The 13566-nt window shown below is 65.6% G+C and carries 17 protein-coding genes; 11 read left to right on the top strand and 6 right to left on the bottom strand.

What is annotated here, in order from left to right:
- Positions 1-95: 95 nt before the first annotated feature.
- Entirely contained in the window at positions 96-437 is a 342-nt protein-coding gene (locus tag QA609_RS08455; RefSeq protein ID WP_278302155.1) for a carboxymuconolactone decarboxylase family protein, read from the bottom strand.
- A 140-nt stretch (positions 438-577) separates the two neighbouring features.
- Between QA609_RS08455 and QA609_RS08450 the strand changes: the two genes are divergently transcribed.
- The 4 genes from QA609_RS08450 to ribB all read left to right on the top strand — a co-directional run bounded on the left by QA609_RS08450 (position 578) and on the right by ribB (position 3580).
- Positions 578-883 (top strand): hypothetical protein, encoded by a 306-nt coding sequence (locus QA609_RS08450; RefSeq protein ID WP_278302154.1) that lies wholly within the window; start codon positions 578-580, stop codon positions 881-883.
- An 81-nt stretch (positions 884-964) separates the two neighbouring features.
- Positions 965-1996 (top strand): 4-demethylwyosine synthase TYW1, encoded by a 1032-nt coding sequence (gene twy1, locus QA609_RS08445; RefSeq protein ID WP_278302153.1) that lies wholly within the window; start codon positions 965-967, stop codon positions 1994-1996.
- Between the two features lie 187 nt (positions 1997-2183).
- On the top strand, positions 2184-2891 hold the full coding sequence (locus QA609_RS08440) for a CTP-dependent riboflavin kinase (RefSeq protein WP_278302152.1): 708 nt from the start codon (positions 2184-2186) through the stop codon (positions 2889-2891).
- On the top strand, positions 2888-3580 hold the full coding sequence (gene ribB, locus QA609_RS08435) for a 3,4-dihydroxy-2-butanone-4-phosphate synthase (protein ID WP_278302151.1): 693 nt from the start codon (positions 2888-2890) through the stop codon (positions 3578-3580). Before QA609_RS08440 ends, ribB begins: the two co-directional genes overlap by 4 nt.
- A 9-nt stretch (positions 3581-3589) precedes the next feature.
- Here the strand turns inward: ribB and QA609_RS08430 are convergent, their stop codons facing one another.
- Positions 3590-3940, bottom strand: a complete 351-nt coding sequence (locus QA609_RS08430; protein ID WP_278302150.1) for a hypothetical protein — start codon at positions 3938-3940, stop codon at positions 3590-3592.
- A gap of 163 nt (positions 3941-4103) precedes the next feature.
- On the opposite strand from QA609_RS08430, the gene QA609_RS08425 reads away from it, so the two are divergent.
- From QA609_RS08425 to QA609_RS08400, 6 genes are all read left to right on the top strand, one after another.
- Positions 4104-4631: an ArsR family transcriptional regulator gene (locus QA609_RS08425; protein WP_278302149.1), complete on the top strand. Its 528-nt coding sequence runs from the start codon at positions 4104-4106 to the stop codon at positions 4629-4631.
- Positions 4632-4775: 144 nt separating this feature from the next.
- The gene (locus QA609_RS08420; protein ID WP_278302148.1) at positions 4776-6038 is read left to right on the top strand and encodes a hypothetical protein; all 1263 of its coding nucleotides are present in this window, start codon (positions 4776-4778) and stop codon (positions 6036-6038) included.
- A gap of 3 nt (positions 6039-6041) precedes the next feature.
- Positions 6042-8087, top strand: coding sequence for a FixH family protein (locus QA609_RS08415; protein ID WP_278302147.1), 2046 nt, complete (start codon positions 6042-6044; stop codon positions 8085-8087).
- Between the two features lie 73 nt (positions 8088-8160).
- The gene (locus tag QA609_RS08410) at positions 8161-9090 is read left to right on the top strand and encodes a branched-chain amino acid transaminase (protein ID WP_278302146.1); all 930 of its coding nucleotides are present in this window, start codon (positions 8161-8163) and stop codon (positions 9088-9090) included.
- A 300-nt stretch (positions 9091-9390) separates the two neighbouring features.
- Positions 9391-9705: a DUF6516 family protein gene (locus QA609_RS08405; protein WP_278302145.1), complete on the top strand. Its 315-nt coding sequence runs from the start codon at positions 9391-9393 to the stop codon at positions 9703-9705.
- On the top strand, positions 9686-10108 hold the full coding sequence (locus QA609_RS08400; protein ID WP_278302144.1) for a transcriptional regulator: 423 nt from the start codon (positions 9686-9688) through the stop codon (positions 10106-10108). The genes QA609_RS08405 and QA609_RS08400 overlap by 20 nt, the downstream gene beginning before the upstream one ends.
- Positions 10109-10176: 68 nt before the next feature.
- On the opposite strand, the gene QA609_RS08395 is transcribed toward QA609_RS08400, so the two are convergent.
- The 4 genes from QA609_RS08395 to QA609_RS08380 form a co-directional block, all read right to left on the bottom strand.
- Entirely contained in the window at positions 10177-10656 is a 480-nt protein-coding gene (locus QA609_RS08395; protein ID WP_278302143.1) for an acyltransferase, read from the bottom strand.
- A 69-nt stretch (positions 10657-10725) separates the two neighbouring features.
- Positions 10726-11166 (bottom strand): hypothetical protein, encoded by a 441-nt coding sequence (locus QA609_RS08390; protein ID WP_278302142.1) that lies wholly within the window; start codon positions 11164-11166, stop codon positions 10726-10728.
- Positions 11167-11257: 91 nt separating this feature from the next.
- The gene (locus QA609_RS08385; protein WP_278302141.1) at positions 11258-11980 is read right to left on the bottom strand and encodes a DUF502 domain-containing protein; all 723 of its coding nucleotides are present in this window, start codon (positions 11978-11980) and stop codon (positions 11258-11260) included.
- Between the two features lie 39 nt (positions 11981-12019).
- The gene (locus QA609_RS08380) at positions 12020-12856 is read right to left on the bottom strand and encodes a proline dehydrogenase family protein (protein ID WP_278302140.1); all 837 of its coding nucleotides are present in this window, start codon (positions 12854-12856) and stop codon (positions 12020-12022) included.
- Positions 12857-12962: 106 nt separating this feature from the next.
- Between QA609_RS08380 and QA609_RS08375 the strand changes: the two genes are divergently transcribed.
- Entirely contained in the window at positions 12963-13508 is a 546-nt protein-coding gene (locus tag QA609_RS08375) for a CDP-2,3-bis-(O-geranylgeranyl)-sn-glycerol synthase (RefSeq protein ID WP_278302195.1), read from the top strand.
- Positions 13509-13566 lie beyond the last annotated feature (58 nt).

The following is a 13566-nucleotide window of genomic DNA, read 5'->3' as shown; positions in this document are numbered from 1 at the left end:
CTCGAGCGAACGTGCAAACGCAGCACACATATCTCTTTACCCACAGCTTCCTCGAGTGCGCTCACGAAAGAACGGGGAACGGACCGGCGACCGGGTCAGCCTTCGTCTTCGTCGGTGAGATCCTCGATCCAGCTGATCGCGGCCATCGCCTGCGGAAAGCCGAGCGTCGGGATCGAGAGCGCGGCGACCTGTTTGAGCGCCTCGGGGTCGGCGTCCTCGTCTAACCCGCGTCGGACGTGGGAGTGGACGGCTCCCTCGGACCCGGCGCCGATCGCGAGCGCGAGTTTGACGAGTCGTTTCGTCTCGTCGTCGATCGGGCCGGCCTCGGAACACGCCTCGCCGAGGTCGGAGTACGCCTCCCAGACCTCGGGGTAGTCGTCTGCGAACTCGCCCGCCGTCGACGGCAGTTCGTCGGGATCGTCGATCTGATCGGCCATCTGTGTGCGAGGCGTCAGTCCGAACCGACAAGATAGTTCTGCCGGAGCCCGGGCCGTGGGAATCGGGTCAGGAGACCGGGAGCGTCGCTCGAGCGAGCCGTCGCAGAACGCTTTTCTATCGACCGCCCCGACTCTCGGGTATGGACGGATTCGACGTCGCGGTCGGGGCATTCGGTCTCAGCGTGACGGCCGCGATCTTCGCGCTCGTTCACCGGGACGCGATCGGTCAGGAGATCTCCCGGCCGCGGCTGTGGGCCGCGATAGCGGCAGTCCCGTTCCTGCTCGGCGTCGGGCTCTACCTGTTCGCTCCGGCGCCGATGACGGGCGTGATCATGACCGCCAACACCGGCATCGTGCTCTACACGTTCGAGCGCGAGATCGCCAGCGAGAGCGACGAGGACGACGGCGAACCGGTCGAACCCGGAACGTTGCCCAATCAGAAATGACGTCCTCGAGCGGACCCGTCGTCCTCGAGTAGCTCCCGACACCACACGGCTTTTGCCCGCGCCGCCGAAAGGGAGGTCAACATGAGCGACTCCGCGGATCCCGCGACCGGGTCGGGGACGACCGAGGCCGACGACGGGGGAACCGATGACACCCCCGCACAGGTCTCGAGCCCGAACTACCACAGCGAGAACCACACCGCGGCCCAGACCTGCGGCTGGACGGCAAACGCCCTCCGGGGAGAGGGACGGTGTTACAAGAACGTCTTCTACGGGATCCAGTCCCACCGCTGTATCCAGATGACGCCCGTCGTCAAGTGCAACGAGCGCTGCGTCTTCTGCTGGCGCGACCACCGGGGCCACGCCTACGAGCTGGGCGACGTCGAGTGGGACGACCCCGAGGCGGTCGTCGACGCCTCGATCCGACTCCAGAAGAAGCTGCTGTCGGGCTTCGGGGGGAACGACGAGGTCCCCCGCGAGGTCTTCGAGGAGGCGATGGAGCCCCGTCACGTCGCCATCTCGCTGGACGGCGAGCCGACGCTGTACCCCTACCTGCCGGAGCTGCTCGAGGCCTTCCACGACCGGGACATCACCACCTTCCTCGTCTCGAACGGAACCCGTCCCGAGGTGCTCCGGGACTGTGACCCGACCCAGCTGTACGTCAGCGTCGACGCCGCCGAACGCCACACCTTCGACCAGGTGGTCAAGCCCGTCGAGGACGACGCCTGGGATCGGCTGCTCGAGACGATGGACGTCCTCCGGCAGAAGGACGAAACGCGGACCGTCCTGCGGACGACGCTGGTCAAGGGCGAGAACATGCACCACCCCGACTGGTACGCCGGCTTCTACCAGCAGGCCGACCCCGACTTCATCGAGCTGAAGGCGTACATGCACGTCGGCCACTCCCAGGGGCGACTCGACCGCTCGTCGATGCCCGACCACGAGGAGGTCGTCGACTTCACCGAGCGAGTACAGGAGTATATGCCCGAGTTCACCGAACTCCGGGGCGTTCCCCCCTCGCGCGTGACGCTGCTCGCGAAGGACGAGGAGACGTGGGTGCCCAAGCTCGAGCAGGGCAGCGAGTTCTGGGCGCGCGATCCTGTCACGGGGGATTGAGCAGACTGTCGACCCGTACAGTCGGCCCGTCGACGCACCCGGCGGCGAAGGTGTTAGCCGGAGGTCTTTTACCGACGTCGGGCTGACGTTCAGTCCGAACCGAATAAACGGTCGCCAACTGCATCACAGTTCTGTTACGCATTCCACATCCGATACGCTTTTGAGTTCCCCCGCGAATTTTCTAGGTATGTCAGTGTCAGCCGAGTCCGCCGTCGGCCACGACGAACTCGCCGTTCTCAAGCTCCTCGCGCTCGAAGGCGGGCTCGAGGGTGACGTCAAGATCTCCTGTTCCCGCCTCGCGGACCGACTCGAGGCGTCGAACCAGACGGCCTCGCGCCGACTCCAGCGCCTCGAAGCGTCGGACCTGCTCGAGCGCGACACCGTCAGCGACGGCCAGTGGGTCGCGGTTACGGACGCGGGCGAACGGGCCCTCCACGCCGAGTACGAGGACTACCGGCGGATCTTCGAGAGCGACCCGGAGGTCGAACTCGAGGGTACCGTCACCAGCGGGATGGGCGAGGGTCGCCACTACATCTCGCTGTCGGGGTACAAACGCCAGTTCGCCGAGCGCTTGGGGTACGAGCCGTTTCCCGGCACCCTGAACGTCGACCTCCGGGAGGACAGCGTTCGTCGCCGGAGCGCGATGGCCTCCCTCGAGCCGGTGTCGATCGACGGCTGGGAGGACGAGGATCGAACCTACGGGCCCGCGGTCTGTCACCCCGCGATCGTCGAGACCGCCGACGGGGAGCGCTACGAGGAGGCTCACATCATCGCCCCCGAGCGCACTCACCACGACGAGGACCAGCTCGAAGTCATCGCTCCCGAGAAACTCCGGGAGGAGATCGACCTCGAAGACGGGGACCGCGTGACGGTCACCGTGGGTGATCGCCGATGACCGGGCGCCACGCCAGCGCGAACGCCGGCGCGGGCGGACAGGCCCCGGCGGCGTTCGAACGCGCCCTCGAGTCGCTGCGTGCCGGCGAGCCGGTGCTGGTCCACGACGCGGCCGACCGCGAGGGCGAGACCGATATCATCTACCACGCCGACGCGGTCACGCCCGACGCCGTCGCCCACATGCGAAACGACGCCGGCGGGCTGGTCTGTGTCGCCCTCGCTCACGAGGTCGCGGAGGCGTTCGATCTCCCCTTCTACACCGAGGAGATCGATCATCCCGCCGCGGCCGACCACGAACTCGGCTACGACGAGCGCTCGTCGTTCTCGCTGACGGTCAACCACCGCGACACCTACACCGGGATCACCGACGCGGATCGCTCGCTGACGATTCGGACGCTGGGCGAGGCCGCGGGCGAGCCGTCGGCGACCGAGTTCGCGACGGAGTTTCGCGTCCCCGGTCACGTCCACCTCCTGAAAGCGGCTCCCGACCTGCTCGCCCAGCGGGAGGGCCACACCGAACTCGGCCTCGCGCTCGCCGACGCCGCCGACCTCCCGCCCGCGGTCGTCGTCTGCGAGATGTTAGACGACCAGACCGGCAAGGCGCTCACTCCCGCCGACGCCCGCGCCTACGCCGACCGCTACGACTACGTCTACCTCGAGGGCCGGGACGTCCTCGAGCGACTGGACTGATTTCGGTCGTCAGTTACCGTCGGTCTCGAACTGCGTCCGCTCGGCTCCTGGCCCGCTCCGGTAGACCGCGTACAGGACCAACACGGCGATCGAGACGTCGATACCGTGCTCGAGGAGGTGGTGTGCGCTCATCGGTACGATCCCGAAGACGGTACAGAGCCCGACCAGCGACCGGACCAGGAGCAAACCGAGAACGATCGTAATCAGGAGATAGCGAGTCGACCGTCGCCGCAGATACGCGACGACGCCACAGCAAAACAGCACCGCCGTACAGAGCACTGCCAGAACGATCACGACGAGCAAAACTGGAGCTACCTGCGGATCCAGCCATCCGAGATCGAACGGATTCGTGTGGTGCATCTCCGCATCTCTACGTCGGTCGGAACGTTACCTATGTTCTTCGGTCACGGGAGGAGCACCGACCGCCTCAGCGCCACACGGGGGATCGGAAACCGTTATTAGTACCGGACGGCTAGCCGGCAGTAACAGCCGGTTCGGCCGGAATTTCGGTGATCCGTTCCATATGTCCGATACGCGACGACAGATCAGAACGCACGTCCACGCCAACGCCGGCATCCACTTCAACGAACTCGTCAGGGAGTCGGCGTTCGCGCCGGGGCAGATCCAGTACCACGTCCGCCGGCTCATCGACGACGGCGAACTCGTACGCGGCGAGTTCTACGGCCGGACCCACTACTACCCGCCGACGCACGACGAACGCGAGCGGGCGATGTTGGCGCTGTTCCGGCGCGAAACCGCCCGCGAGATCGTCGTCCACCTGATCGAACACGAGCCGACGGGGCCGGGTGCGGTCACCGACGCGCTCGGGATCGCCCGAAGCACGCTCGAGTACCACCTCGACCGCCTGGTCGAGCAAGAGGTCGTCGAGAAGAGCTACGACGAGCGCAATCGAGTCGTTCTCCGACTGGCGAACCCCGAGCAGACCGGCGAACTGCTGTCGACGGTCGAACCGACCGTTCCCGACCGGCTGCTCGACCGGTTTACTCGCCTCGTCGACGGACTCCTCGAGGGAGAACCGAGTTCGAAGTAGCAACGGAAGTTGAACGTCTAGTTCGACGCCTCGAGAGCCGACAGGCGAACATACATCCGGAGGAAATATTTTATTTTCTCGATCTTGCGGTAGTTTCGATAATCGCACCAGAACGAACGTAGTCGATCGGGAGTAGAGTCGAGTATGGACCGATCGGTCAAGCGACGGCGTTTCGTACAGGTAGCTGGAAGCGGACTCGTCGTCGGTATCGCGGGCTGTGCTGGTGAGAATGGCGAGGACGGCGACGACGGTGACGAAGCGGGTGACGATCACGACGACCACGACGGCGACGACGAGGAGTCGGAGACCGACAGCGAGAACGGCGACGGCGAGGGACTGATCTACGCCTTCGCGCCGAACACGATCGCGGTCATCGATCCCGAGGACGGCGAGGTCGTCGACGAGATCACCGACGGACTCGAGGACGAGGGATGGGGCGACCCGCGGATCACGGCCGACTACGGCGAGATCTACGTCCTCAGAGAGTCGCCATCGCAGGTGCTCGTCATCGACACCGAGAACCACGAGATCGTCGACGAGGTCGATATCGGCCCGGATCCGACGCACATGTATCACCCGAACGACGACGAGATGTGGGCTCACGCCGACGACGAGGGCACGTTCTACGTCATCGACACCACCTCCCACGAGGTCACCGAGATCGTCGAATCGGGCCTCGAGGCGGAGGGCCACGGCAAGCTGCTCTACCACGAGGACATGGGTTCGATGGGGTACGCGACGAACGTCAACGACCCCGCGGCGCTGGTCATCGACCTCGAGGGGTACGAGCGAACCGACTACATCGAACTCGAGAACGAGGAGGAGGGAACCCACTACAAGGCCTACGCCCCCGAGACGGAGCTGGCGTACTTCGAGCACGGCGACGAGACCGCCGTCGTCGACACCGAGAGCGACGAGGTCGTCGAGTACCTCGAGTTCGCGGGCGGGATGTACCTCTCGCCGGACGAGGCGGTACTGGGCGTCCTCGACGGCAACAGTATTCGATTCCTCGACGCGACGAGCGAGGACAGCGACGAGCTCGGTGTCGTCGACGTCGACGAAGGCCCGGACGCGCTCCGGTACCACGAGAGCGATGACGGGACGCTGTACGCGTTCACCGCACACACTCAGACCGACGAGGCATCGGTCATCGACGTCGAGGCGGCGGAGGTCGTCGAAACCCTCGAGATCGGTGACATCGAGCGCCCGGAGGACGCCCCCTTCCTCCACCGATCCGGCGTCGAGGGCGGCGGCTACTTCATCAGCCCCGCCGATGCCGACGGGATCGTCGCGATCCTCGACATGGAAGCCCAGGAGGTCGTCGACCACGTCGAGGTCGAGGAGGGCGTCGATACGGTCCAGTACGTCGGCGATTCCGGCACCGGATACACCAGCAGAATCCGATAACCGATGGACGCGATATCGTCGCTCGGCGAACACGACTCGCCCCCTCGCCGGTCGCTTCTCGCGGCGATACTCGCGTGTCTCGTCGTCGCCGGCCTCGCGATGGCGCTGGTGGCGACGCCGGTTGCGGCCCACGCCTACCTGAGCGAATCGAACCCAGCGAACGGCGAGCAGGTCGATGACGTCCCCGAGGAGGTCACCCTCTACTTCTCGGGTGACGGCGTCGTCAACGCCGACATCACCGTCGAGGGCCCGAACGGTGAGGTCGTCTCGGCCGAACCCGAGATCGACCCCGGCGACAGCCAGATCGTTCGCGTGCCGATCGAAGACGCCGACGAGGAGGGGATGTACGCGGTCGACTGGGAGATCCTCGCCGACGACGGCCACACCACGTCGGGCTCGTTCTTCTTCGCCGTCGGCGACGAACCCCTCGATCGCGACGCGGTGCTCGAATCGCACGAGGAAGACGAGACCGACGAATCGATCGCGCCGATCGAAGCGGGTTCGAAGGGGCTGTTACTCGTCGGAATCGTCGGTCTAGTCGGAATTCCAGCGGCGGCGGCCGTCGCTGCCGGACCCGTTTTCGCTCGAGGCGCCGGCGATCGGCGGGCCTCCCTCGACCGACGAATCGGCCGACTGCTCGTCGGCGCCGCGGTCCTCACCTTCGCGAGCGCACTCGTACTCGGGCTCGCCCGGAGCACGAACCTGGGTCCGCTCTCTGTCGACACCGTCTCGCAGTTCGTCGAAACGCCGCTCGGGCAGGCCTGGCTCGCACAGCTCGCCGTGGCGGCGCTCGTCACCGCGGTCGTCGTCCGACGGAGCCGAGGCGGTGCCCGTCGGCCCGCGCTCGTCGCCACGTTCGTCGGAGCGCTCGCCCTCGCGGGAACGGTCGCCTGGACGAGCCACTCGGCGACGGCGATCGATCGCCTTCAGGGAACGATCGTCGACTTCGTTCACATCGTCGGTGCCGGGCTCTGGATCGGCGGGCTGGCGGTGCTCGCTCTCGCCGTCGTTCCGACGGCCCGAGAGACTGCGGTCGGCGACCGAGCCACCCTCGTCGCCGATGCGATCCGGCGATTCTCGATCCTCGCACTGAGCGGTGTCACCCTCGTCGTGGCGACGGGGTTCGTCCTCGCCTCCTGGCACGTTCCCGAAGCGGACGGCCTCACCGACACCACGTACGGGCTGACCCTCGTCGCGAAGCTGGCGCTGATCGCGATCGCACTCGGACTGGGCGGCGCGACGCGATTCGTCCTTCTGAGTCGGCTCGAGCCGTCGGGCGGTGCGGATACGGCAGCTCCCTCGCGGCCGACGAGCACGGACGGTGGCTCCGCTTCGGAGGACGGCCAGCTGCGGACGATCGGTCGAGCGATCCGACTCGAGCTGCTCGTCCTCGTCGCCGTCCTCCTGCTGTCGGGGCTGCTCACGTCGGCACCGACGGCCGCCGTCGCAGAGGGGGAGGACCTCGTCGAATCGACGATCGAACGCGAGTACGACGACGGTCTCCTCGAGATCGGCGCGTTCCCGGCCGCCGAGGAGGCCGACGGGGACGACTACTTCGTGCTCGAGGCGGACGAACCGATCGTCTTCGAGGTCGCGTTCCTCGACGCCGACGGCGAGCCGATGGCCTCGGACCAGGCCGTTCGGTTGCTCGCGAGCAGCGAGGACGGGACCGAGATCGAGGTCGAACTCGAGGAGACCGACGACGGCACGTACGCCACGGTCCAGCCCCTCGCCGACGACGGCCGCTGGGAGCTGCGGGTAACCGGTGCGCCCGACGGCTCGTACGTCAGCGAGTGGGTCGACGTGATTGCCGTCTCACCCGACGGCCACGGAGACCACGACCATGGCGATGACGCCCACGATCACGACAGCGACGACGCCCACGACCACGGGGACGACGCCCACGACCACGAGGACGCTCACGATCACGGCGGCGATAGCGACGACTCGGCGTTCGCCGTCTTCCTCCAGTTCGGCGCCGTTGCGGTCGCCGTCGTCGGAACGGTTGCGGTTGCCGTCGAAACCCTCCGGGTTCGCGACCGCGACTAATCGCTCGAGGGGACTCGCTTTCCGCTTCCCGAATAGCGAACACTTAGTACCGTGGTCTTCAACACCTACGATCATGGGATTCGACGAGATGGACGTCGACACGATCTGGATGGACGGTGAGTTCGTCGACTGGGACGACGCACAGATCCACGTTCTGACTCACGGACTTCACTACGGCACGGGGATCTTCGAGGGGGCACGCTGTTACGATACCGAGAAGGGGCCCGCTATCTTCCGCTGGGAGGAACACATCGAACGGCTCTACCAGTCCGCCAAACCCTACGAGATGGAGATCGACCACGATATCGAGGAGCTAACCGAGGCGACCCTCGAGCTCATTCAGCGTCAGGATCTCGCCTCCTGTTACATCCGTCCGATCGCCTTCTACGGCTACGACACCCTCGGCGTGGGGCCGGGCGACTGTCCGACGCGGATCGCGATCGCCGCCTGGCCGTGGGGGGCCTACCTCGGCGAGGATGCCCTCGAGAACGGGATCGAAGTGATGGTCTCCTCGTGGCGGAAACACGCCTCGAGCCAGGTCCCGACGAACGCGAAGACGACGGGGCTGTACGTCAACAGCCTGCTGGCCGGCGAGGAGGCCCGACGCAACGGTTACGCCGAAGCGATCGTGTTGAACAAGGAGGGCGACGTCGCCGAGGGGCCCGGCGAGAACATCTTCATGGTTCGGGACGGCGAGATCTACACGCCCGGGCTCTCGGAGTCGATCCTCGACGGCATCACCCGCCGAACCGTGATCACGCTTGCGGAGGATCTGGGGTACACCGTCCACGACAGGGCCTCGATCTCGCGGGGCGAGCTCAACACCGCCGACGAGCTGTTCTTTACCGGCTCGGCGGCAGAAGTGACCCCCATCCGGAAGGTCGACAACGTCGTCATCGGCGACGGCGGCCGCGGTCCGGTCACCGAGGAGATCCAGTCAAAGTTCTTCGAGGTCGTCGAACGGCGCACCGACGAGTACGACGAGTGGTTCACGTACGTCTAGGGACCAATCCTCCGTTCTGCGGCTTTCACGCGATGTGGCGGCGACGCTGCTGTTGGTGTGCCATCCACAACGCATCTAACAGAGTTGATCCAGAATAGTCGAGAAGGAGACGAGTCGAGAGCTGCCGCGGCGTCGCCACACGTGCAACTCCCGACAGACCTGACCAGGTACTACCCATGGTAGTCCCATGTCTTGCATCGGAATCGAAGGCTCCGATTAGTCGATGGTGGCGGGCGGAACAGCGGCTAGTGTTGGAGCTGGGAGCAACAGTTATACTGTTGTAGATGATAGCAACAGCCGATGGGAGACGACGAGTCGGGGACGTTGCTCCTACGCGAGCGAGAGAACTTCGGTGAGCGATATGCAGAAGTCCGAGCGTGGGATGTCCCCGAATCGGATCGGTATCCGGACGGCGTAAAATACAGTTTGCAGTACGGCACCCTCGAGGGCGAGACACTGATCCGATACGATAACTTTCCGGACCATCCCGGCTCGACACGCCACCACAAGCATACTCAGGATGGTACCGTCGAGGAAGTCGACTTTGACGGAATACTACCCCTGTACCAACAGTTCAAAACCGAGGTAAACGATTATGGCCACGACTGGAACTAACCCGACCGACACGGAGCGCGTCCTGCATATCCGGTTTGAACGGAGCAATACGACCCGAACTGAGGAGACGCTCCGTGCAATCGACGACGGTGACGACGTCGACCCGTACTTCGAGTGTACGTTCCACGATCCGGAGCAACTTCACCAGGTCACGCGACCGAAGAATCTCGAGTTGCTCCGAACGATCGCCACCGAGGAACCGGCGGGCATTCGAGAGACCGCTCGGTTGGTCAATCGTGACGTTCGGCAGGTCCACCGAAATCTAAACGAACTCGAATCGTTGGGGCTCATCGACTTCGAGGAACGTGGCACTGCCAGGCGGCCGACAGTCTGGTACGACACAATCGAGGTCGACTTACCGCTGTTCGGCCCGAACAGCGGTTCCGATGCGGCTGACGCGTGAGTTTGCCGTGCCGGGTGAATCGGACTTTCGCGGAACTCGCTCGGGCGACCGTTCCCTTCACTTCCGACTCACTGATCCAGCCACTCGTCCAGCGGAACGACCTGCTGTGTCGGCGGCGATCCGAGCACGATCCTCCCGGGACCGACGTCGTCGGTGACAGTCGCGCCTGCGGCCACCACCGTTCCCTCGCCGATCTCGAGTCCCGGACCGACGACGCTGCCGGCGCCGAGGAACGCGCCCGCACCGAGTACGACCCGCTCGAAGACGTCGTTTCGAAACACCATCCCGTCCTCGCGTAGCTCGTGGGTGACGCCGACGACGCTGCAGTTCGGGCCGATCTGTACGCCGGGTCCGATCTCGGCGTTCTCGACGTACGTCCCCGCGTTGACGTCGACGTCTCCCTCGAGACGGGATTTCTTGACCGAAACCCGCTCGTAGAGCCGACAGCCGTCGCCGATCTCGGCGTCGTGGATCGTCGCGAACTCCCGGATCTCGGCTCGGCCGACGTCGGAGTCGACTACCCTCGCGGCGTCGTCGACAGCTGGCATACCCGTACTCGAACTCGAGCCGTTATCAACCCGGGCGGACGCCTCTTGGCTCGACCGTCGGCTCGGCTCTCATCCGCTGGTCGACACCTCGAGGACCATCTCGTCGCCGTCCTCGAGCGTGTGTTCCGTCGGGTCGACGGACTCGCCGTCGATCAGGAACGTCATCTCGGTGTCGGCGTCGGCCTCGTCGTAGGTGTCGCCGTCGTGCTCGAGGACGTGGTTACCGTCGTCCGTTTCGAACGAGAAGTACGGCAGGAGATCGATCCCTTCGGCGAACGTGACCCGCTCCTCGCCCTCCATGTACCACTGGTCGCTGCCCTCGTGGAGGTGGAAGTCGATCGAATGGTTCGACGCGTGTTCGGCCTGGTACCGATCCTCGGAGAGGTTCACCGGTTCGTCGTCGATCAGGATCTCGATCTCGCCCCGGTCGTCGATCTCGTCGTCGTCGGAGAGACAGCCGGCGAGCACGGCGAGACTCGAGACGCCGGCGAGAACTGCACGTCGTTGCATGGTCGATCGGAGCGGACCGTCGATGCAAAAGGTTCTGGTTCCCCCGTCGAAAGTGCGGCGAGCGCCGGGGGATCTCGGCTACCGCTCGGAGTCAGTCCTCGAGCCGTCTCCGATCGGAGTCGGGTTCGCTCTCGCCGCCGTCGGTCGTCGCCTCGTCGACGACGTCGATCGAGACGCCGGCGCCCATGTCTCGGTTGCGCTTCGAGTCGCCGAAGCCGGCGCTCAGCACGCGGGTCAGGGCGTCCTCGACGTCCTCGTCGAGTTCGGTGATCCGACTCGACTCGACCTCGATGACGAACCCGGTGGTGATGTTCGGCGACGTCGGCAGGAACAGCACCTCTCGGCCGTCCTCGGTCACCTTGCCGGTTTTGAACGCGGTCATCCGAAGCCCTTCCCAGGTCTCGAGTTTGACGGGTTTCTGCAGGGAGTCCTGCTCGCCGAAGGCGGTCTCGGCGGCCATCTTCGAGGCGTTGTAGACGACCCGGATCACGGGGACCCGGTTGGCGACGTTGTCGACCAGTCGCTCGACCAGCCCGCCGACAGTCGTCCGCATGAGGTAGCCGACCGAGAACGTCAGGATCACGAGGACGGTCAGGGCGACGATCACCCGGAGGAACTGGGCGACTTCCTCGCGGGTCTGCTGGGCCTGACCGCCGTCCCCGGGGATCAGCGGTCGGAGCGCGGCCTCGTCGAGGATGAGCCCCGGAGTCAGCCCCGCGATGAGGCCGTAGAGCCAGTAGATAACGTAGAGGGTCACGAGAATCGGGCCGAGGACGATCAGCCCGCTTGCGAAATCCCGCTTCCACGAAGCCATGTACGCCACCTCACACTAGGGGCTAATGAGCCCTTTCCTTTAGCGGCCGAGGACGGCTCGAACCGCGAACCAGAGGTTCTCCTTGCGTTCCATCGCGCGGCGGTAGAAGTACGACATCCAGCGATCGCCGTAGGGGACGTACTGGTAGACCTCGTATTCCTCGGCGAGCTCGAACTGGGCGTCGTTGCGCACGCCCATCAGCATCTGGATCTCGAAGTCGGTACCGTGCTGTTCGTGAAGTTCGATCGCGCGGTCGATCATCGCCGGGTCGTGGCTGCCGATCGCGATCCCGTCCTCGAACTGTTCGAAGGCGTACTCGAGCAGGGCCTCGTACTCCCGGTTGACGGCGTCTTTGCCCTTGTAGGCGATCTCGACCGGCTCGTCGTAGGCACCCTTGACGAACCGAACCTTTCCGGGGACGTCCGCGAGCCGTTCGACGTCACTCCGGGTCCGCTTGAGGTTCGCCTGGACGCAGACGCCCACTCCTCCCCCGTACTCTCGAGCCAGCTCCTCGTAGGCGTCGAGGGTCGCGTCCGTCGTCGTGTGATCTTCCATGTCGATCCAGACGAACACGCCACGCTCGGCCGCGGTCTCGACGATCCCCTCGAGGTTCTCCCGGAAGACGTCCTCGCCCAGATCGAGCCCGATCTGGGAGGGTTTGACCGACACCGTCGCCTCGAGATCGGACCGCGCGATGTCCTCGACGAGCTCCCGGTACTCCCGGGCGTCGGCGTCGGCGGCCTCGCGGTCGTCGTAGTGCTCCCCCAGCAGGTTCACGATCGCCTTCACGTTCCGTTCGTTCAGCTGACGAACGTGCTCGAGGGCCTCGGCTGGTCCCTCTCCGGCGACGAACCGATTCGCAACTGGCAGCATCATACGGTAGTTACGTCGCCGAGCTTATATGGAGCTGATGTTATCGGCGGTGCGACGGGTCGAGGACGAACCACCCCCGATTAAGACCTGCGGGTTCGTCCCGCCGAACATGGCAGTACTCGAGACGATCGTCGTCGCCTTCTGGGCGATGTTGCCCGCCTACGTTCCCAACAACGCCGCGGTGCTGGCCGGGGGCGGTCGGCCGATCGACGGCGGACGGACGTGGGACGACAAGCGCGTGCTCGGCGACGGGAAGACCTGGCGGGGAACCGCCGCGGGGATCCTCGCGGGAGTGCTCCTCGCGGGCGCGCTGACCCTCGTCGCCGACGACGTGAGCGCGGCGACCGGGTTCGACGTCCCGGCGTTTACGCCGCTTGCGGCGGTCGGCCTCGCGGCGGGGGCGATGCTCGGCGACATTACGGCTTCGTTCCTCAAGCGCCGAACCGGACGCCAGCGCGGCGCGATGTTCCCCGGACTGGACCAGCTCGACTTCGTCGTCGTCTCGCTTCCCCTGACGGCGCTGCTCGCGACCGAGTGGTTCTTTGAGGTGTTCACGTGGGGCGTGATCGCCGTCGTCGTCGTGCTCACCCCGATCCTGCACGTGACGACGAACATGATCGCCTACCAGCTCGGACTGAAGGACGAGCCCTGGTAGCCCCTCGAGTCGGTGGGGTGCCGTTCTCGTCGCCCCGTTCCCACAGCGGTTCGCCGGC

Source organism: Natronococcus sp. A-GB7, from assembly GCF_029688865.1.
Taxonomy (GTDB): Archaea; Halobacteriota; Halobacteria; order Halobacteriales; family Natrialbaceae; genus Natronococcus.
This window is presented reverse-complemented; position numbering and strand designations above follow the sequence as displayed.

Bases quoted from the DNA above. Each gene is read 5' to 3' on its own strand.
- QA609_RS08405 (WP_278302145.1), top strand. From the start codon at position 9,391: ATGGGAGACGACGAGTCGGGGACGTTGCTCCTACGCGAGCGAGAGAAC.
- QA609_RS08425 (WP_278302149.1), top strand. From the start codon at position 4,104: ATGTCCGATACGCGACGACAGATCAGAACGCACGTCCACGCCAACGCC.
- QA609_RS08430 (WP_278302150.1), bottom strand. From the start codon at position 3,940: ATGCACCACACGAATCCGTTCGATCTCGGATGGCTGGATCCGCAGGTA.
- QA609_RS08385 (WP_278302141.1), bottom strand. From the start codon at position 11,980: ATGGCTTCGTGGAAGCGGGATTTCGCAAGCGGGCTGATCGTCCTCGGC.
- twy1 (WP_278302153.1), top strand. From the start codon at position 965: ATGAGCGACTCCGCGGATCCCGCGACCGGGTCGGGGACGACCGAGGCC.
- QA609_RS08395 (WP_278302143.1), bottom strand. From the start codon at position 10,656: ATGCCAGCTGTCGACGACGCCGCGAGGGTAGTCGACTCCGACGTCGGC.
- QA609_RS08440 (WP_278302152.1), top strand. From the start codon at position 2,184: ATGTCAGTGTCAGCCGAGTCCGCCGTCGGCCACGACGAACTCGCCGTT.
- QA609_RS08450 (WP_278302154.1), top strand. From the start codon at position 578: ATGGACGGATTCGACGTCGCGGTCGGGGCATTCGGTCTCAGCGTGACG.
- QA609_RS08375 (WP_278302195.1), top strand. From the start codon at position 12,963: ATGGCAGTACTCGAGACGATCGTCGTCGCCTTCTGGGCGATGTTGCCC.
- ribB (WP_278302151.1), top strand. From the start codon at position 2,888: ATGACCGGGCGCCACGCCAGCGCGAACGCCGGCGCGGGCGGACAGGCC.
- QA609_RS08390 (WP_278302142.1), bottom strand. From the start codon at position 11,166: ATGCAACGACGTGCAGTTCTCGCCGGCGTCTCGAGTCTCGCCGTGCTC.
- QA609_RS08400 (WP_278302144.1), top strand. From the start codon at position 9,686: ATGGCCACGACTGGAACTAACCCGACCGACACGGAGCGCGTCCTGCAT.
- QA609_RS08380 (WP_278302140.1), bottom strand. From the start codon at position 12,856: ATGATGCTGCCAGTTGCGAATCGGTTCGTCGCCGGAGAGGGACCAGCC.
- QA609_RS08420 (WP_278302148.1), top strand. From the start codon at position 4,776: ATGGACCGATCGGTCAAGCGACGGCGTTTCGTACAGGTAGCTGGAAGC.
- QA609_RS08415 (WP_278302147.1), top strand. From the start codon at position 6,042: ATGGACGCGATATCGTCGCTCGGCGAACACGACTCGCCCCCTCGCCGG.
- QA609_RS08455 (WP_278302155.1), bottom strand. From the start codon at position 437: ATGGCCGATCAGATCGACGATCCCGACGAACTGCCGTCGACGGCGGGC.
- QA609_RS08410 (WP_278302146.1), top strand. From the start codon at position 8,161: ATGGGATTCGACGAGATGGACGTCGACACGATCTGGATGGACGGTGAG.